This is a genomic window from Pseudonocardia sp. C8 (assembly GCF_014267175.1).
Lineage (GTDB): Bacteria > Actinomycetota > Actinomycetes > Mycobacteriales > Pseudonocardiaceae > Pseudonocardia.
This window is the reverse complement of record NZ_JACMTR010000001.1, coordinates 1-17256: the sequence shown is the minus strand read 5'-3', so window position 1 is coordinate 17256 and position 17256 is coordinate 1. Positions and strand designations below refer to the sequence as shown.

19 protein-coding genes, 1 other RNA gene and 1 pseudogene are annotated in these 17256 nt (G+C 73.4%); 20 read left to right on the top strand and 1 reads right to left on the bottom strand.

Annotated features, from left to right (window positions below):
• Positions 1-22: 22 nt before the first annotated feature.
• The 20 genes and pseudogenes from H7X46_RS00100 to H7X46_RS00010 all read left to right on the top strand — a co-directional run bounded on the left by H7X46_RS00100 (position 23) and on the right by H7X46_RS00010 (position 16095).
• Positions 23-793, top strand: a complete 771-nt coding sequence (locus tag H7X46_RS00100; RefSeq protein WP_186357444.1) for a hypothetical protein — start codon at positions 23-25, stop codon at positions 791-793.
• On the top strand, positions 790-1251 hold the full coding sequence (locus H7X46_RS00095) for a hypothetical protein (protein WP_186357443.1): 462 nt from the start codon (positions 790-792) through the stop codon (positions 1249-1251). Before H7X46_RS00100 ends, H7X46_RS00095 begins: the two co-directional genes overlap by 4 nt.
• 610 nt (positions 1252-1861) lie before the next feature.
• On the top strand, positions 1862-3565 hold the full coding sequence (locus tag H7X46_RS00090; RefSeq protein ID WP_186357442.1) for a ParB/RepB/Spo0J family partition protein: 1704 nt from the start codon (positions 1862-1864) through the stop codon (positions 3563-3565).
• A gap of 85 nt (positions 3566-3650) precedes the next feature.
• Positions 3651-4187: a hypothetical protein gene (locus tag H7X46_RS00085; RefSeq protein WP_186357441.1), complete on the top strand. Its 537-nt coding sequence runs from the start codon at positions 3651-3653 to the stop codon at positions 4185-4187.
• A gap of 62 nt (positions 4188-4249) precedes the next feature.
• Positions 4250-4822: a hypothetical protein gene (locus H7X46_RS00080; protein WP_186357528.1), complete on the top strand. Its 573-nt coding sequence runs from the start codon at positions 4250-4252 to the stop codon at positions 4820-4822.
• A 479-nt stretch (positions 4823-5301) separates the two neighbouring features.
• Complete coding sequence (locus H7X46_RS00075) at positions 5302-5709, top strand: single-stranded DNA-binding protein (RefSeq protein WP_186357440.1); 408 nt, start codon at positions 5302-5304, stop codon at positions 5707-5709.
• Between the two features lie 121 nt (positions 5710-5830).
• A pseudogene (locus H7X46_RS29250) lies at positions 5831-6092 on the top strand (WhiB family transcriptional regulator); the annotation flags it as partial.
• Between the two features lie 15 nt (positions 6093-6107).
• Positions 6108-6206 carry a helix-turn-helix domain-containing protein gene (locus H7X46_RS30315; protein WP_370588546.1) on the top strand — a complete coding sequence of 33 codons (99 nt, stop codon included), beginning with the start codon at positions 6108-6110 and terminating at the stop codon, positions 6204-6206.
• 62 nt (positions 6207-6268) lie between these two features.
• Positions 6269-6335, top strand: an RNA gene (locus H7X46_RS00065) — hammerhead ribozyme type II.
• Between the two features lie 18 nt (positions 6336-6353).
• Positions 6354-6965, top strand: a complete 612-nt coding sequence (locus tag H7X46_RS00060; protein ID WP_186357439.1) for a hypothetical protein — start codon at positions 6354-6356, stop codon at positions 6963-6965.
• A gap of 393 nt (positions 6966-7358) precedes the next feature.
• Positions 7359-7466, top strand: a complete 108-nt coding sequence (locus H7X46_RS00055) for an albusnodin family lasso peptide (RefSeq protein ID WP_186357438.1) — start codon at positions 7359-7361, stop codon at positions 7464-7466.
• A gap of 104 nt (positions 7467-7570) precedes the next feature.
• Complete coding sequence (locus tag H7X46_RS00050) at positions 7571-9331, top strand: albusnodin/ikarugamycin family macrolactam cyclase (RefSeq protein WP_186357437.1); 1761 nt, start codon at positions 7571-7573, stop codon at positions 9329-9331.
• Between the two features lie 56 nt (positions 9332-9387).
• Complete coding sequence (locus H7X46_RS00045) at positions 9388-10092, top strand: lasso peptide biosynthesis B2 protein (protein ID WP_222131134.1); 705 nt, start codon at positions 9388-9390, stop codon at positions 10090-10092.
• On the top strand, positions 10089-10694 hold the full coding sequence (locus H7X46_RS00040) for a GNAT family N-acetyltransferase (protein ID WP_186357435.1): 606 nt from the start codon (positions 10089-10091) through the stop codon (positions 10692-10694). The genes H7X46_RS00045 and H7X46_RS00040 overlap by 4 nt, the downstream gene beginning before the upstream one ends.
• Before the next feature lie 403 nt (positions 10695-11097).
• On the top strand, positions 11098-12132 hold the full coding sequence (locus H7X46_RS00035) for a bifunctional DNA primase/polymerase (RefSeq protein WP_186357434.1): 1035 nt from the start codon (positions 11098-11100) through the stop codon (positions 12130-12132).
• A 46-nt stretch (positions 12133-12178) separates the two neighbouring features.
• Complete coding sequence (locus H7X46_RS00030) at positions 12179-13282, top strand: hypothetical protein (protein WP_255426035.1); 1104 nt, start codon at positions 12179-12181, stop codon at positions 13280-13282.
• 303 nt (positions 13283-13585) lie between these two features.
• A complete protein-coding gene (locus H7X46_RS00025) occupies positions 13586-13837 on the top strand; it encodes a hypothetical protein (RefSeq protein WP_186357433.1) in 252 nt (83 codons plus the stop codon).
• Between the two features lie 381 nt (positions 13838-14218).
• Positions 14219-14407: a hypothetical protein gene (locus tag H7X46_RS00020; RefSeq protein WP_186357432.1), complete on the top strand. Its 189-nt coding sequence runs from the start codon at positions 14219-14221 to the stop codon at positions 14405-14407.
• A gap of 149 nt (positions 14408-14556) precedes the next feature.
• On the top strand, positions 14557-14907 hold the full coding sequence (locus H7X46_RS00015) for a hypothetical protein (RefSeq protein ID WP_186357431.1): 351 nt from the start codon (positions 14557-14559) through the stop codon (positions 14905-14907).
• A gap of 369 nt (positions 14908-15276) precedes the next feature.
• Positions 15277-16095, top strand: coding sequence for a hypothetical protein (locus H7X46_RS00010; protein ID WP_186357430.1), 819 nt, complete (start codon positions 15277-15279; stop codon positions 16093-16095).
• Positions 16096-16353: 258 nt separating this feature from the next.
• Here H7X46_RS00010 and H7X46_RS00005 read toward each other — a convergent pair whose 3' ends face one another.
• Positions 16354-16860: a translation initiation factor IF-2 gene (locus tag H7X46_RS00005; protein ID WP_186357429.1), complete on the bottom strand. Its 507-nt coding sequence runs from the start codon at positions 16858-16860 to the stop codon at positions 16354-16356.
• Positions 16861-17256 lie beyond the last annotated feature (396 nt).

The following is a 17256-nucleotide window of genomic DNA, read 5'->3' as shown; positions in this document are numbered from 1 at the left end:
GAGATTGGACGAACGAACTCCGATGACGACCCTGGCTGACCTTCGCCGCATCTTCGCCGTCCGCGGCATCGACCCGGACCGGATCACCCAGCCGCCCGCCCCGGGCGAGGCTTCGTTCTTGTTCACCACTGCCCTCGGCGGGCAGGTGTGGTTCGCCCCGACCGAGCAGGACGGGCGGCGGACCGGATGGGCCTACAGCGGATGGAACCGCCACGGCGAGCTGACCGAGGCCGGGCACACCGACACCACCGCCCCGGAGGGCTTGCTGCCGGTGCTGCACCGCCACCAGAACTTGAGGACCGCACCGGCCAGCCTCCGCCAGCGCGACACCCTGCTCGCACTGGCCACCCCGGACGAGCACACGCCGTGGGAGATGCGCACCAGTGGGGCGGCAGACCGGTGGATCCTGGGGCTGTTCGTGGCCTGGACGCGGCTGCAGGACGGCGACGGCGGCATCTGTGGCAGCGACCTGATCGAGCATGTCGGGCGGGCGTTCGAGGCGATCGGGCTCACCGACGTCGAGTTCGACGACGAGATCGAGGCCCCCCACGACGAGCTGCTCGACGAGCTCGCTGCCCGGGTCGACCCCGGGCCTGACCCGGCGGGCGACGATCCGACACTACCGGTGCTCACGTCCCATCTCGAACAGGCCTTGGACAAGGCTCTCGACGAGGCGCTGGTCCTCGGCCGGCAGCTTGGCGTGCTGACCCTGGGAGGTCTGGCCGCGGAGATGGCCGCTGGCCTGCGCCGTAGCGGGTTGCTTGCTCCGGCGGCCGGGGCGGTGACCGCGTGAACCGCCCCGAGTGCAGCGTCGGTGCGATCGGCGCGCGAGTCGCGGCCGCGCTGAGCACCATCGATCAGCAAACCTGGCGGGTCACCGAGCACGATCGGGTCCGGTTGATCAGCGCGGGCGGGGACCGCCTGGAGCTGCACATCCGCGGCTACGGCGCACAGGCGGGACGGATGATCGTGCGCTGCAGCGACCCCGACGACGCCCGCGATGTGCCGATGCGCGAGCTGGGCGCGACGATCACGGTGTCCCCGGCCCGCCCGGCCGAGCACATCGCTGCTGACGTGTGCCGGCGACTGCTGCGGGCCTACCGGGCGGTGCGGCCCGTCGCCCGGGAGTGGCGGGCCGCCGCCGACGCCTCTCCGCTGCCGAGGGAGCTCTCCTCGATGAGGCCGAGCAGCATCTATCGCGGCTGCCCGGCACCGTCGAGAGGTCCGGCTCGCCACATCTGCCCGAGCTGACGCTGGCCACCGAGCACCCCTGTCGAGGCGCGGTCGAGCACGTACAGATCAGCGACGTCCAGCTCGGTCACGAGGTGACCGACCCTCCCGAGCAGGAGATTCGGCTCGGCGGTGGGGGCCGCTGGCCGACCTATGCGCGCGTGCGGCTGCGGGTCCATCCCCGGCTGCTGCCCGCTCTGGCACGTGCTCTCGCCGACGTCGCGGCCACCACCGATGTGGAGGTGGTGCCAGCGCGTCAGTGCCCGCACACCCACCAGCCGGTCTGCCCGCACGGTCACGACCACCTGACAGACCACGGTTCGGGGTAGGAAGCCAGCGGGGTGTCCGCCCCGCCGGCCACGGGGCGGACACACGCTGGCAGCCGGGTCCCCGGGCCCTGGCGATGAACCTGCCGTGGGATCCCCCCGGGTGAACCCGCCACAGCGCACCAATCGGTCGGCGGCAACAGCAGGGCGGGTCCACGCCGCGGTGACCACGGCAGAACCCCCGCCGGCCCAGGCACCCCGGCCGCCCGAGCCACGTGGTGCGCCCCCGGGCTTCGCGGGGCGCACCGCCCCTCGTCGTGTGTGCACGTGGCCAGGGGCGGGTCGCACCACTGTGGGAGGTCTTGATGACCGCAGAACCGACCCCTGCCCTCGAATCGGCCGTGGCGGACGCGGCGGCGTTCGGCCGGCTGGCCCTGGTCGATCCGGGCACGCTCGAGCTGGAGGGCAACACTCGCCTCGACGCGAACCTCGACGCGCATTTCTGCGCCTCGATCCGCGACCGCGGCGTACGGGAACCGATCACCGTTCGCCGCCGCGCCAGCGACGGGACGCTGGTGGTCCGCAAGGGTCAGCGCCGCACCCTGGCCGCAGTCCGGGTCGGCCTGACCCAGGTGCCGGTGATCATTGCCCCCGAACCGGCCCCCGAACACGGCGACACGGCCGACACCGACAGCGACGATTACCGGGCAGCGCAGGCCGAGCGGATCGTCGACCAGCTCGTCGAGAACCAGCACCGCCGCAGCATCACCGACGCCGAGGAAGTCGCGGCACACCAGCAGCTGCTCGGGCTCAACTTCAAGCCCTCCGACATCGCCAAGGTCGTCCGCACCAAGGCCGACCGGGTCCGCCAGACCACCCAGGCCGCCCAGAGCCAGCGGGCGGTCGCGATCGGGTCCCGCTACGAGCTGGACCTGATGCAGATGTCGGTGATCGCCGAGTTCGAGGACGACGACGAGGCGGTCAAGCTGCTCACCACCGTCGCGGTGCGCGAGCCGGAGCGGTTCCGCCACTTCACCCAGCGGCTGCGCGACGACCGCGCCGAGAAGCAGGTGCACGCGGCTGCGGTCGCAGAGCTGACCGCGGCCGGCGTGACCGTCATCGACCGCGACGACCACCGCCACGCCGACGCGACCGAGCTCTACCGGCTGCGGCCCAACCCTGAGGCCCCCGAAGACACCGCGCTTGAGGAGGAGACCCACCGCAGCTGCCCCGGCCACGCCGCCGCAGTGATCACCGTCCGCCCCTACGGCCAAGACCACCAGGCCCGGGTCCACTGGCTGTGCCTGGACCCGACCGCCCACGGACACGCCCCCCTCCGCGACAGCATGCGCCTCCCCGCTGGTGGCGGCAGTGACGTTGCGGGTGAGAGCGAGGAGGAGCGAGCCGCCCGGGCGGCCGCGGAGAAGGAGGCCCAGCGCGCCGAACGCCGTCGGGTGATCGAGAACAACAAGGCGTGGGCCTCCGCGGAGACCGTGCGCCGCGAGTGGCTGGCCGAGCTGCTGGCCAAGAAGGCGGCGCCGAAGGGCGCGGCGATCTATGTCGCCGCCGAGCTCGGCCAAGGCGCCCACCCCCTGCGCAAGGCGATGGAGTCGGGCAACGCGCTGGCCTGCCAGCTGCTCGGGCTCGACACCCCGCACGGGGGTGGCTACTACAGCGGTCGGGTCAACCCGCTCGCCGCGGCCGCCCGCTCGACCAGCGCGGCCCGGGCGACGCTGCTGTCGCTGGCCATGGTGCTGGGCGCCTTCGAGGCCAGCACCCACCGGGGCAACTGGCGCAACGCCGACCCGGCCACGCAGCGCTACCTCGCCCAGCTGCACGAGTGGGGCTACCCGCTGTCCGAGGTCGAACAGCTCGCCCTCGACCCCGCCGCCGACCACACCTCCCCGGACGTCGACTCCAACGTCGACTCCAACGTCGACTCCGACGGCGGCGCCGGCGGGGACGACGAGGCCGGTACCACCGACCCAGTCGACGAGGACGACGCAGCCGACGACGAGTCGGACCCGGCGGACCCCGACACCGACACCGGCGCCGACGAGTCCGACTGACCCAGGCACTCATCGCTCGGGCCGGGGCGGTCATGCCGCCCCGCCCCGAGCGGTGTCGACGCACCCGGCACGAAGGAGATCCCTGATGACGCAGACCCAGACCCACACCCGACAGGGGCACGACCGGCTCAACCGCGAGGCCCAGTTCCTGCCCCAGACCAGCGACGACGAACGCCCTGCGCTGCGCGTCGGCGGTGTCCTGGTCAGCGTCTACTGGACCCCCGGCCCGCAGCTGCGGGTCGCGATCGACACCAGCGACCTGGCCGAGCAGTTCCCGGACAACCCGCCACTGCAGGTCGCGCTCAACGACGGCATCGTCTACCGGCGCCCCGGCCCCGGACGCGGCGGCGGCCCATCGGCGCGCGAGCTCGGTGACCACACCCTGTTCCAACAGCTGGCCCTGGCCGAGTACGCCGAGCTCTACGGCGGCCACGGGTTCGACTACCCGATCGACGACCTGGTCGGCGAGATCGAACGCCGGGTCCCCGGCGGTCTCGAACGCCTCGCGGCCCGGTTCGACAAGCACGACACCACCGACGTCGTACGCGCCTGGTTCACCGACCCGGACGCGCTGCTGGCCATCGCCCGCGGCGCCGCGCCGGCCCGACCGGCGACCCACTGACCAACAGCCCCCGGCCGGGCCGGGGTGCTCGCCCACTCGATCGAAAGGACGGCGTGAACCTGATGGGTGTCACCTTCATGCCCGCTCCCCCGCCCGGCGGCCCGGTGGAGCAGGGCGCGAGCATCCTGTGTGCGGCGCATCCGCCCCAGGACCGGCGCTACTTCGCCGACCACGAGACCGCCCTCGCCGGGTTGGCCGACCATCGCCGGTTCTGCAGCGACCCCGACTGCGGTGAGCACGCCTACCGCCCGTTCGTGGTCGTCCACTACAGCACCGACTCCGAACCGCGCCTGGACGTCGGTATCCGGAACGCGATGCTGCTCCTGCGCGCGCTCGGTCTGGTCGCAGAGCTCGGCGCCGACGACGTCCACACGTCCCCGCCCGGTGCCGGCCCGGCCCCGGACGAGGACACCCCCCTGGTCGGGGAACTACCGGCCGAGCAGCTGCTCGGCCGCGTCGAGCTGGCCCTTGCTCTGGCGCCCGCCGATCCCGGCGTCCCGACCCACGCCCTCAACGCCGCCGGCACGGTCGTGGACTGCGGCCGCCCCGCGGGCTACCTACAGGACCGACTCGGCGACCTACGCGAGGTCGCCCTGTTCGCCCGCGACCAGGACCGCGACGTCATCTGGCACTGACCTCTAGCACGGACCATCACACCACTCTCATCGTCGTCTGCGAAGGCCGGTACGCGGTGAGGGCTGGGCCGCGGTCGAAGCCTGCTGCGGCATCTACGGCATCGAGGCCCGCGATCAGCCACGACAGGACCGCGCAGGCAGAGGCGGCACCCCGCGCTAGCGCGACCGCACGACCACCAGCGGCAACGGCCGACGGACCGCGCGGTGACCCTGCCCGCTGGCGGGGCCTCTCGGGAAGGGTGTCGGTGCTCGGTGTGGAGACGCCCGCAGGTCAGCACACCGCGGTGGGGGTCGCGGCGATGAACCGGCGCCGACGCCGAGCGGGTGGGACAGGCCTCGCCGAGGGCTCGGACCGCTGACGCGGTTCCCACCCGTTCGGGCCAGCGCGAACCCCCGCCGCCCCTGACGGGCCCCACCCCGGCGCGCTGAGGCAGAGCCGCGTCACCAACCAGCCCGACACCCCCTTCAGGAGGCACCCCATGAACGAGATCACCCTGGCCGGAAACCTCGGCAAGACCCCCGAGCTGGTCTTCAGCGAGCGCACCGGCGAGGCGGTGCTGCGGTTCTCCATCGCCTGCAACGACCGCTACTTCGACCGCCAGAGCGGCGAGTGGCGCGACGCCAAGCCGGTCTGGACCGACGTGGTCGCCTTCGGGGCCCTGGCCGAGAACGCCGCCAACTCCCTCGCGGCCGGCGACGCCGTGGTCGTGATCGGCAAGCTCGCCGACAACTCCTTCACCCCCGAGGGGGCCGACTACCCGGTCCGGCGCACCGAGTTGCGGGCCCAGACCATCGCCCCGGACCTGCGGCGCGCGCCCGCCACGCTCACCCGCCGGACCCGTCGCGAGCCCAGCGGTTCGACCACCGCTCCCCAGCCGGCCGGCTGACCCCGGCGGCTGCCGGGCGGGGCGCCCTTGCCGCACGGCGGCGCCCCGCCCGGTCTCCACACCGGCCCCGTTCGCTGCGGGGCTGCGCCCTGTTCGAGCCCGAGATGCGAGGTGAACAGTGATGGATTTCCTGGACCACGACCTACCCTGCCGGGCCGAAGACCCGGAGCAGTTCTTTCCCGGTCGGCACCGGCGGCCCGGCCGACCGGCAGGTCGCGGAGGCCAAGGCCGTGTGCCGGCGCTGCCCGATGACCGCGGCCTGCCTGGCACGGGCGCTCGAGCTCGGCGCGGACGGGGTGTGGGGCGCCACGACCGCCGCAGAGCGCCGGCGCATGCGGGCGGGCGGCCCCCGCCGGGCCGCCGGGCACAGCCCGAGGCAGGCCCGGCGGGCTGCCGCGGTGGCCGTCGTCCGCAAGGGCGCCCGACGCGTGGCGGTGGCCGCGCAGTACGGCATCAGCCCACGCACCCTCGACCGCTGGCTCGCTGCCAGCGCCTGACCGGCGGTCCCGCCCCGCGAATCCCGCGGTCGCTCTCTTCGGCACAAGCCGACCGACTCCACAGCCGAAACGCCGCCTTTCGCGGCTTCCGCCGAGGACTGATCCCCGGCGCTGACGAGGCAGATCCATCCACCCGGGAGGTACCCGATGGCGATCACCGTGTGCGGGCCCGCCTGCACCACCGAGATCAAGAACAGCGGCCGGGCCTGTGGCGACCCCCAGCGCTCCTACGTGGGCGCGGTGCTGGCCACCTACGAGCGCAACGGCTACGACGACAGCGACTTCATCGCCGTGGTCTGGGACGGCGAACAGGTCACCGCTCGGGAGTACGCCAGCACCCGGGGCTGGACCTACCACAACTTCGCCACGATCGACGCCACGCCCCAGGCCCGCGACGCGGCCCTGGCCTGGTACCGGGAGCGGCTGCTGCCCCACCTGATCGCAGCTGAGCAAGCCCGCACCACCGCACCCCGTGTGGGACGCCGGGTGCGGTCACTGACCCAGCGCGGCAAGAACGTCGGCATCACCGGTGAAGTCCGCTGGATCGGGCCGGACCGCTACGCCCGCGACGGCCGCGAGCGTGTCGGCATCCAGGTCACCGGCGAGGACGCGCTGCGGTTCCTGCCCGCCGGCAGCGTCACCGTGCTCGACCCGGAACCGGTCGACGAACAGGCGCTGCGCGCCTTCACCGAGGCCACCCGCCCCGACTGGCGCCACGCACTCAACGACCTGGCCTCGCCCGGACCGGCCACCCACTGATCCAAGGGAACTGAGCTCGTGACCCCCACCAGAACAGCACCGGCCACGACGACGTGCACCCGCCTTCGATCGCCCCGCGCATCGACACGGCTCGCGGGCCCTCCGCCCGCGGAGGGCCCGTGGTGACTCTGCACCCGCCCGCCGCCTTCCCACCGATGCCGCGCATGCCGGCACCCGACACGGGTGACACCACCGACTTCGCTCTCCAGCTTCCTGACTGTGCGACGAGGTGGTGTCACGCCGGTCGGGCGAGCACGCGGCCCCGGTTCGGCGGCCCGCGGGTGCGGGCGAGTCACGTCCCACCGCGACCGGCGGTGGGCCCCGCACCGGCCGGTACGGCCGGGCAGGAGACCGAGCGCCCGCCACGAACACCTCGAAAGGGGGTGATCTTGCATGTCGCAGCACAACGAGACCGAGCTGGTCGAGCTGGGTGACGCCGCGGTCCTGACCGAGGGCGGCGGTTCCGGCACGTCGGAGGACAAGCGCTACGTCTACGCCTGAGTCAGGCGAGCGGCGCGAGGGCCCGGTGAACGACACGTTCACCGGGCCCTCGTCGTTCGGTGCACCACCCGGTGCGTCGAGAACCCGATCGGGGAGGTCAGCAGATGAACATTCGATGGTTCGGCGGCCGAGGCGCCGGCCACCCCACCATCCGATTCCCGGCCGCGGCTCGCGCCCTGGCCGGGGACGTCCGGGCCGCGTGGCTGTGCGGCGACTGGCCAGAACCGCAGGTCACGACCGTGCGTCATGCCGGCAGGACCGTGGCCGTGCTGGGCCGCGCCCGCTGCGAGCCGCACCTGCTGCAGCAGTGGGCTCGCCGCGGTGTTCCCGACTACGCCATCACGGCGTTCGCCGGGGCCTACACCGTCGTCGAAGTGACCCAGCACGCCACGGTGGTGCTCACCGACCCGGGCTGGGTCCAGCCCGTCTACACCGCAACCGCGGCGGACGGGACCCCGTTGTGGGGGTCGAGCTCGCTCGCACTGGCCGCCCTGAGCGGCGCCGACGTCGACCACACGTGGCTACACGAGCACCTGCACCCCGGGCACACTGACGAGCCGGGCGCCACCTTCGGGCAGCGCTCGGCGTTCGCCGGGGTCACCGCAGTGCCTCCCGAGACGAGGCTGACGATCACCTCGTCCTCGATCACGAGCCGGCCACTTGCCACAGACGCCGGCGACCCGCCGGCCCGGCCCGCTGCCCGCCTCCGGCACGCTCTGCAGGACGCGGTCGCCGGGATCGCCGAGGCCGACACGAGCGGCCGCGGGGTCGCGGCGGACTGCTCGGGCGGGATGGACTCGACATCGCTGGCCATGCTGCTCGCCCACCACCGCCCCGCTCGCGGCGACACCGTTGCCGGAGACGTTCTCGCGGTGACGGTGCACCCGGCCGGGATCACCGCCGGCGGCGATCTGGACTGCGCCCGCGCGGCCGTCGACTACGCCCGCGCGGGGCTGACCGGGCGGACCCGGTCGCTGGAGCACCTGCGCTGCCCGCTCACCGACCGGCACGTCCCGTACGGGCGAATGCTCGACCTCGTCCCGGCAACCGATGAACCAGCGCCGTCGACGATCGCGATCGCCCGCTTCGACGCCGAACTCAGCCTGCTGGCCGGACACTCGGTGACCGACCTGGTGACCGGCGACGGGGGCGACACCCTGCTCGGGCCGCAGCCCGGGTATCTGCCCGACCTCGCCGCCACAGCAACGCTGCGCTCGCAGACGATGCTGGTCCGACACGCGTTGGGCTGGGCCCGGCTGCGCCGAACGGCGGTCTGGCCGCTGCTCGCCCGGGCCCGCGCGGCCGCCCGCCGCCGCGAGCCGGGCGAGGCCGCCCGGACCCGCACGGCGATGCGGACCGTGGCCCGCACCGCACGCGCCGACGCACAGATCACCGAACAGCGCCACGGGATCAGCCTTCACAACCCGTTCACCGACCCCAGCGTGGTCAACGCCGCGCTGGCGGTACCCGGACCGCTGCGTGCGGGACCGGGCGACTACAAGCCGCTGCTGCGCCAGGCCATGACCGGCTTGCTGCCCGAGACAGTGACGACCCGGCGCACGAAGGGGGACTTCACCCCCGACCAGTACCGGGGCCTACGCGCCCACCTCGAGGCCCTCACCGGGCTCGTCGACGGCGCGCTGGCCGCCCGCGGCCTGATCGACCCCGCCCGCTACCGCGCGCTGCTCACCCGAGCCGCGGCCGGCGCCCCAGGCATCGGCTTCCACCAGCTCAACCCCGTGCTGGCCGCCGAGGTGTGGCTGCGCGCCATCGACCAAGCACCCGCGGCCGCCCGCTGGGCCACACCCCCCGACGACCCACCGTCGCGGGCCACGGCCCGTTCAGGATCGGAGGCACAACGATGACCACGCCCCTCGGCCGGCCGTCCGAGGTCCGGGCCGCGGACCTCGGACACACCATCGTGCTGCTGCACGAGCGCACCGGCGCAGTGCGCGCACTCATCGGGGCACAGCGCACGGCATTCCTCGCCCTCGACGCCACCGGTGCCCAGGCACCGGGCACCGAGGCCGAGGCACTGGCCGCCAGCCTGTCGTGCACGGGGTTCCTGCGCCCGGTCAGACCGGACGACACGACACCACCGGTCGTCCCGGTTCCGGCGCCCGGGCCCAGCTGGGGCACCCAGGAAGCGCCCGGCGCGCTGCACGAACGCGGACAGCTCGCACCGACCTGGACACCCATCGCCGTACTCGCGCTGGCGACGGTGCTGCTCGTGCGCGCGACCGGTCGGCGGGCTCACGCGTTCTCACGGCTACTGCGCCTCGTCCGCGCCGCCTCCCGGGTCGCGCGCCGTCCGGCGCGCGACACCCAGGTCACGCAGGTCCTAGACTGTGTGCGCGTCATCGGGCGCCTCTCTCCGTTCCGGACAGCGTGCTTGGAGGAAACCGTCGCGGCGATGCTCGCCCTCGCCCTCACCGGGCGGCGAGCTGGGTGGTGCCACGGGATCGCCGCGGATCCGATCAGGCTGCACGCCTGGCTCAGCCTCGACGGCTGCCCCGTCGGCGAGCCCACCTCCACGCTGCGTTTCACACCACTGATCCAGCTGCCCGAACCCGCTCCCGTGCCTGCGCACGGCCACGGACGGGTGGCGAGAGGAGCCACCCCATGACCACCTCCACCGATACCCACGCCGACACCGCCGCTGCCGACCCGATCCCGGGTGCACCGCTGCTGTGGATGCGCGGTGACCGGGCCGCGCTCGGCCCGTTCACCCGTGAGCTGGCCGAGCTGTACTGGCAGTGGGAGAACGAGCCCACCGTCATCGCCGGCATGGGCCGCCAGACCCCTGAATCGCTCGAAGCGCGCCTGACCGGCTACGATGCCCAGGCCCGCAGCATGGGCACCATCCCGAGGTTCACCATCTACGACCTCACCCGGGACGGCGGACCCGTCCCGGTCGGGACCAGCGCGCTGCGCATCGACCACTACGTACGCACCGCGGAGTTCATCATCCTGCTCGGCGCCGACGGCCGCGGTCGCGGCTTGGCCACCGAGGCGACCCGGCTGACGCTGGACTACGCGTTCACCATCAGCGCGCTGCGCTCGGTGTGGCTCAAGGTCCTCGCGCCGAACACCGGCGCGATCACCGCCTACGAAAAGGCCGGGTTCTGCCACGCCGGGCGGCTGCGCCGCGCCGGCTACTGGCACGGCGCCGAGACCGACGAACTGATCATGGACGCCGTCGCCGACGACCACCTGGCCACCAGCTGACCCGTCCGGCACGCCGGGCATCAGCCGCGGGGACGACGCGCCGCCAGGCCCCGTGGAGCGGCTGCGCCGCACGGCGATACCAGAGGGATCCGGGGCGATCCTGCGGGCGCGCTCCTCACGCCTCAAGGGCGCTACCGCGTCGCTACGCGACAGCCCTCCGGGCTGCCCTGGACGCATGAGCCTCTGCACGCCCGCGGGGCAAGGCCCCCGAGGGGCAGGCGCACCGCCTGCCCCCGAGATGGCCGACCCGGATCCCACCCGGCCTGACACGGGGTCCACGGACGACGGGAGGAGCACCCTCATGACGCTCACGACCAGCACCAACCGCCCCCACCCTGCCGGCCCGCGGTGCGATGCTGTCGGCGACAGCAGCGCCCAAACCGGGAGGAAGGAGGCAGCGCGCATGCCGCGACGTGCCCGGCCGCGGCTGGACCGTGAGGTGGCACGCCTGCGCCGGGTCGCGCTCGACGCCGCCGCCGCCGGGCTGTACGTGTTCCCGGTCCAGCCCGGAGGCAAGCTCCCGGCAGTGCCCCGACACAGCGCCGAGCGCTGCCGCCGGCGCGGGATCTGCGCCGAGGGACATCAGGGCTGGGAGCAGCGCGCCACCCGCGACCGCGCCCAGATCTGCCGCTGGTGGTCCGGCGACGAATCGGCCCGGTTCAACGTCGGGATCGCCTGCGGCCCGTCCGGCATCGTGGTCATCGACCTCGACACCAGCACCGAACCCGTGGCCGACTGGGGCGGGGCGACCACCGGCCGCGAGGTCCTCGACCAGCTCGCCGCGCGCCACGGCGAAACACTGACCGACACCTACTCAGTCCGTACGCCAACGGATGGGGAGCACGTCTATTACCGGATGCCCGAGGGCCTGCAGCTGCGCAACACCCACGGCGGGCACGGGCACAGCCTCGGCCCACTGATCGACACTCGCGCCGGCGGCGGGTTCGTCGTCGGCGCCGGCAGCGTCCGCCCCGAGGGCGCCTACCTGGTCGCCGAGCACGGCCAGATCGCCGCTCTCCCCGCCTGGCTTGCCACACTGCTCACCCCACCACCGGCACCCCAGCGCCCGACCACGACGCGCAGCGCCCTGTCCACCAAGCGCGCGAATGCCTACATCGCCGCAATCCTGCGCGACGAGACCGACAAGGTCACCCGCGCCGCGAAGGGCCGCCGCCAGATCACCCTGCTCGACGCCGCACGGGTGTTCGGTCAGCTCGTCGGAGGCGGGGAACTCGACGCCGACAACGCCCAGGCCGTCCTGCTCGAGGCTGCCGCCGCGCACATCGGCATCGACGGGTTCACCCGCGCCGAAGCCGAACGCACCGTCACCCGTGGGATGAACTACGGCATGCAGGCCCCGCGAACTATCGGCCACCGCGACGATCCGCGCTCTGAGATCGGAGATCCGGACAACGACGGTGAGGAGATCAGGAGCTGACCCGCGGACGGCAGCGATCGGTGTCGTCCAGTACAGGAGGCGCGTGATGTCGCTGAGCTCGCAGTTGCAGCAGGGCGTGCTCGCGCGGTGGTGTGCCACGAATCTTCCCGGCACCGGTGCTGTGGTCGACCGGATCCGCGCGGCCGCGGCCCCGGCGCCGGTGCTGCGGCCGGCGGGCCGGGTCGGGGCGGGGCACTGGCCCACGGTGGGCGGGGTGGTCAGTGCGCGGCTTGCCGCGCTGGTGCAGGACGCCGCCCCGTACGCGGCCCTGTACGGGCTGGTCGCGGCCGAGGTGGTCTCGGCGCAGGCCAGCAACGCGATCGCGGCCACCTACTCGGCCCAGCGGGCCGTGCTCGCCCAGGAACCCGATCTGACCGAGGTCGCGGTCGGGCTGCGCCCCTCCCCCAGCGACGTCGTGGCGCTGCTCGCGCCGCGCCCGGACACGCACGGCCCACGGGCCGGCGACACCGTCTTCACCGAGCTGGCCCAGCGCGGGCGTGTCTTTCACAGCAGCCACGCCCCGACCGGGACGGTCGGGACGCACGGTGCCGAGACCGCGCTCGCGCGTACCTACGCGGCATGGACCCTCGGCGAGGACCGCTACCGGTCCGGGACTACCCCGCCGGCCCTCGCGCACATCGTGGAGACCAGCGCGGCACCGACGGTGGAGCAGCTGCGTGAGCTGGCACCACAGGCAGTCGTCGAGGACACCGCCGCGCTCGTCCGACTCGGCGAATCGTCCGGCACGCTCGCGACCTGGCGAGGATGGGCCGGTGACCCGCGCTCCGGCCAGACTCTCGGCTTCGCCTCGCCGGTGCTGGTCCCGCACTGGGCGGAAGCGGATCTTCTGGTCGGCGACACCTTGGTGGAGGTCAAGACCGTGCTGCGGGCCGATCAGCCCGCGCGGATCGCGCGGTGGGTGTGGCAGCTACTCGGCTACGCCTGGCTCGACCACGGTGACCGGTGGCAGATCCGGTATCTCGCGTTTTACCTGGCCCGCCACGGCGTCACGGTCCGGTGGCCGGTCACGGAGCTGGAGGCGCTGTTGGTCGGTGACCCGGCCCGCGTCCCGGGCGTCCGGGCCGAGTTCCGTCGGCTGACCGAGCAGGCCGCGGTGAGCGAGGGCGCCACCCTGCTGCCCATGCCCTGACCGGCACCCGGGCCCGATGGGAGCCCGCCCCGCCACGCACCCCGGACCTCGCCGCGGGCCTGGGGTGGTACCGCTGGATCGCCCGGAGGTCAGCACACCCCGGGTGGGTCCACGGCGATGACCGGCGCCGACACCGCACGGGTGGGACGAGCTCGCTGTCGCTCGTCGGCCTGGCGGCCGATCCCACCCCGTGCGGGCCAGCACCTCAAGCCTCGCCGCCCCTGACGGGCCCACCCGGGCCGTGCTGAGGCAGCGCCGCGTTCCAGCCGCACCACCCCAGGCACACAGCGAGGAGGACGCGTGATGAGCGAGCACTTCCCCATCGTCAACCCCCGGATCGAGGACGGCCTGGCGCTGAGCGACGCGACCGTGGTCGAGTTCCGCGACGGGTGCACCGACGCGATGAGCATCGTGCCCGGCGAGCACGAGGCCGGCGAGAGCGTGCCGTGCCCTCGCTGCGCGGGTGAACACGAGATCAGCTCGGCCCTGTCGGTGCCGATCGCCCACAACATCGAGATCAGCGAGGTCGAGCCGGAGGCCGAGCCCGGAGTCTGAGGCCTCGGGCACGACCGGGCCGGGTGCCAGCACGTGCGCGGGTCACCAGCCCGGTGCCGGTGGGCATGGCCGGGTCACCAGCCCGGTGTCGGTCGGGCACGCAGGGTGCGGTCCACGGCAGCAGGTAGTGGGGGTGGGCCTCCGGTGCTCGGCACGTCTGGATCGCCCGAAGGTCAGCACACCCGGGGCAGGGCAAGCGCCGACGAACCCGGCCGACCCATCCCGGTGAGACCCCGTCACCCCGGGGAGCGCCGGGCAGCGTCGCGTACAGGGTCACACCGGGATGGGCCAGCCAGAACCGCCGCCGGCCCTACGGGCCCCACCCCGGGCGTGCTGAGGCTGCGCCGCGTTCCAGCCGCACCGAGCACCGGAGGCCCACAGATGAACAGCACCAGCGTTACCCGCCGCGTCAGCGTCGACCCCGAAACCGGCTTCTGGACCCTCGACGGGGCCATCCCCACCCAGCTCAGCATCAGCGAGCAGCGGCTGCTCGAGGACCTCCTCGTCGACCTGTACGGGCCGACCGAGATCAGCGATAACGAGCCCGGCGACAACGAGCCGCCCTTCTGACGGCGGCGACGCAGGGGCCCCGCCGCCGGGTGGGGCCCTTCGCGCAGGAACAGACCCGTCGCAGAGCGTGACCGGCCTCCCTCCGGCGCCGCAGCACCGCGGCCGAGACCGGCCCGGTCACCAAACCACGAGCACGTCCAGGAGAGATCATGAGCGAGAACACCGACGACCTGACCCAAAAGCAGGACCCTCGCAACGCTAGCCTGGACACCGCGCTGCGCACCCGGGACCACCGGGCGGCGGACCTGGCCGCTGCCACCGCCCGCCTCGGCCAGGTGCTCTGCGACCAGCACAACGCGCGTGTGCGGCGCAACGGCGCCGACAACCCCACCCTCGCCGACTACCTCGCCGTGTGCGAAGCGAACGTGGCAGTCCACCAGGCTCAGGCCGAACAGCGTGCCGCGGACAACGCAATGTGGGACGCCGAAAACGCGGCGCTCGACATCAGCGAGGAGCTCGAGTACGCGCGCCGCTTTGGCGGCGACGAGGCAGGCCCGTGATCCGGGTTCCTCGCCGCCACTCTCGGGTGATCACCGCAACCCCACGCGGGGCAGACGGATGGTCCCTGCCCTCCGGCGGCCGCCCGTGTCGTAGGGCCGCTCAAGGCCGCGGCGGGCCCAGGAACCGATGGACCCGCCTGCCGGCGGGGTAGGTGGACCTTCCGGCCCTAAAGCTGAGCACGGTCTCACTCAACATCAAGGGCGCTCCGCGTCGCCTTCGGCGACAGCCCTCCGGGCTGCCCTTGACGTCGAGCCTCGGAGACCGTGCGACCGCCGCGAAGCGGCAGCGGGGACGACGCCCGCTGCCCCTCACGGGCCGCAAGGCCCACCCACTTCTGATCACCGGCCACGTTAGGGAGTGCAGTCGCGATGGACACCATGACCGACACGACGACGGTGGACGCAGCCGAGGAGCTGGGCCAGGTTGCTGACCTGATCGCCCGGGGGGCGACCCGTGAGGCGCGGCGCCGGACCGCCCGGATCGCCGACGCAGCCGACACCGAGACCCGCGCCCTGCTGGGCCAGATCCTCGCCGCCCTCGAGAAGCACCCGGCCGTCATGCTCGATGAGCTGCGGAACCTGTGGAAGATCAGCGATGCCGCCGGGCGGGAGCTGGTGGAGGCGTGCGCACCCCGGGCGGAGCGTCGCGCCGAGGCCGCGAAGGAGACCGAGCGCGCCGTCCGGGCCACGCGCGCGGAGCGGCGCGAGTACGCCCGCCGCAGGCCGGGCGAGGTGGCCACCCGCCAGGGCACCCCGCAGCCGCGGCGCAGCCAGCGCGCCACGGACAACGACACCGCGACGCGCCGCTACTTCGACGAGCGCGACGACCCGGCCGCGGTCACCGACGAGCAGTCCGATTACGACCAGCTCGACTACGACCGCGCGGCGGTGCCGCCCATGAAGGGACTGCCGTGCGTGGCGTGTGGGGTGGAGCGGTCGACCCGTGACCAGCAGCGCACCCACGACGACGGGCTGTGCGAGGACTGCCGCGAAAGCGGTACCGCGGGTGTGCCGATCCTGCCCGCGACCGCCACCCGCGCGGATGTGCTGATCGCCCGCTGCGACCACATCGCCGCCACCTCTGCCAACGCCGACGAGCGGAACGCGCGGCTCAATCGTGACTGGCGCTGCCTGAAGGCCACCGACCGGTTCACCGTGTCGGACTGGCACGCCCGCCAGCCCGCCTGACCGCCCACCGCAGGAAGGGCCCCGCCAAAGGGCGGGGCCCTTCTTCGTGCGCTCACCCGACCCCGGACCGGTACCGCGAGCGAGGGAGCGCCACGAGGCGGCCCGTCCGCCAGCGTCGGTGGCGCCGGCAGATCGGCGCGGCCGGCGCGCGAGGCGCTCAGGGCCCGCGCCGGGCCGAGCGTTCGGCGGACCCGCCTACGGCGGCACAGTCCTTCCGCGCGGCCAGCATCGCGGCCGGCGGAGTGCCGCGGCATCCGGTCAGGCGCTCGCCCGCTCGGCCGGGGGCGCGGCCACCGTGGTCTCGGTGTCGGCCACCGGGATGGCCGGGTAAGCGGGATCGCTGCCGGCGCCCGCCTGCGGCGTGGCCGCCGGTTCGGCAGACCCGGACGGGGGCCGTGCCTGCCGCAGCAAAGTACGGACCCGCTTGACCGGAAGCCCGAACATCGCGGCCAAGTCGTCGGCCTTGCGGCCGCCGCGGTGGAGCTCGGCGAGGATCTCGCGCTGCCGCTGCTCGATCTCGCCGAGCCGGGCATCGGCATCGTCGCGCACGCGCCGCGCCTGCGCCTCGAGATCGGCGAGCGTCCGGTCGCGCTCCGCGACGACCTGGACGGCGTCGGCGTCCGCGCGGGCGTATCGCTCGAACGCCTCGTCCTCACGCCGGCGGCGTTCAGCCTCCTCAGCGTCGAGGCGATCCCGGGCCGCCGCCAGCTCGGCGATCCGGTCCCGGACCTGTCGGTCGTTCTTGGTTCTGCTCTTCCCCGCCACCGTGGGCCACCCCCGAGGTTGTCCGTTGCTTCCGGCCCGACCGTTCGGCGCCCGCTCGGCGGTCGCTGATCTCGTCGTCGGGCCATCCGATGGTGACCCAGATGCCACAGTGAAGGCCACCATTCGGTGTCCCCGAACCACAGCCTGGCGGCAGCCTCCGGCTGCCCCGTGCAGCTGCCCCACCTGCTACCCGATCACTGCCCCCTGCCCAGTTCTTCCTGGTCATGATCTTCCAGTCCACCCTGTCCTCTGTCTGCTCAGTCCACCACGTCTCTTTACCCCTTCTAGATCATCTTCTTGCTTCCTCTTGTCCTCATCCTAGATCCTCCCTCGATCCCACTGAAGACCTCCACACCTATGCATCAAATGATCTTGCTGGTGGCGGGTGACCTGTCG

Excerpts from the sequence above, each read along its gene's own strand:
- H7X46_RS00100 (WP_186357444.1), top strand. The coding sequence starts at position 23 with ATGACGACCCTGGCTGACCTTCGCCGCATCTTCGCCGTCCGCGGCATC.
- H7X46_RS00090 (WP_186357442.1), top strand. The coding sequence starts at position 1,862 with ATGACCGCAGAACCGACCCCTGCCCTCGAATCGGCCGTGGCGGACGCG.
- H7X46_RS00085 (WP_186357441.1), top strand. The coding sequence starts at position 3,651 with ATGACGCAGACCCAGACCCACACCCGACAGGGGCACGACCGGCTCAAC.
- H7X46_RS00080 (WP_186357528.1), top strand. The coding sequence starts at position 4,250 with ATGGGTGTCACCTTCATGCCCGCTCCCCCGCCCGGCGGCCCGGTGGAG.
- H7X46_RS00075 (WP_186357440.1), top strand. The coding sequence starts at position 5,302 with ATGAACGAGATCACCCTGGCCGGAAACCTCGGCAAGACCCCCGAGCTG.
- H7X46_RS00060 (WP_186357439.1), top strand. The coding sequence starts at position 6,354 with ATGGCGATCACCGTGTGCGGGCCCGCCTGCACCACCGAGATCAAGAAC.
- H7X46_RS00055 (WP_186357438.1), top strand. The coding sequence starts at position 7,359 with ATGTCGCAGCACAACGAGACCGAGCTGGTCGAGCTGGGTGACGCCGCG.
- H7X46_RS00050 (WP_186357437.1), top strand. The coding sequence starts at position 7,571 with ATGAACATTCGATGGTTCGGCGGCCGAGGCGCCGGCCACCCCACCATC.
- H7X46_RS00040 (WP_186357435.1), top strand. The coding sequence starts at position 10,089 with ATGACCACCTCCACCGATACCCACGCCGACACCGCCGCTGCCGACCCG.
- H7X46_RS00035 (WP_186357434.1), top strand. The coding sequence starts at position 11,098 with ATGCCGCGACGTGCCCGGCCGCGGCTGGACCGTGAGGTGGCACGCCTG.
- H7X46_RS00030 (WP_255426035.1), top strand. The coding sequence starts at position 12,179 with ATGTCGCTGAGCTCGCAGTTGCAGCAGGGCGTGCTCGCGCGGTGGTGT.
- H7X46_RS00025 (WP_186357433.1), top strand. The coding sequence starts at position 13,586 with ATGAGCGAGCACTTCCCCATCGTCAACCCCCGGATCGAGGACGGCCTG.
- H7X46_RS00020 (WP_186357432.1), top strand. The coding sequence starts at position 14,219 with ATGAACAGCACCAGCGTTACCCGCCGCGTCAGCGTCGACCCCGAAACC.
- H7X46_RS00015 (WP_186357431.1), top strand. The coding sequence starts at position 14,557 with ATGAGCGAGAACACCGACGACCTGACCCAAAAGCAGGACCCTCGCAAC.
- H7X46_RS00010 (WP_186357430.1), top strand. The coding sequence starts at position 15,277 with ATGGACACCATGACCGACACGACGACGGTGGACGCAGCCGAGGAGCTG.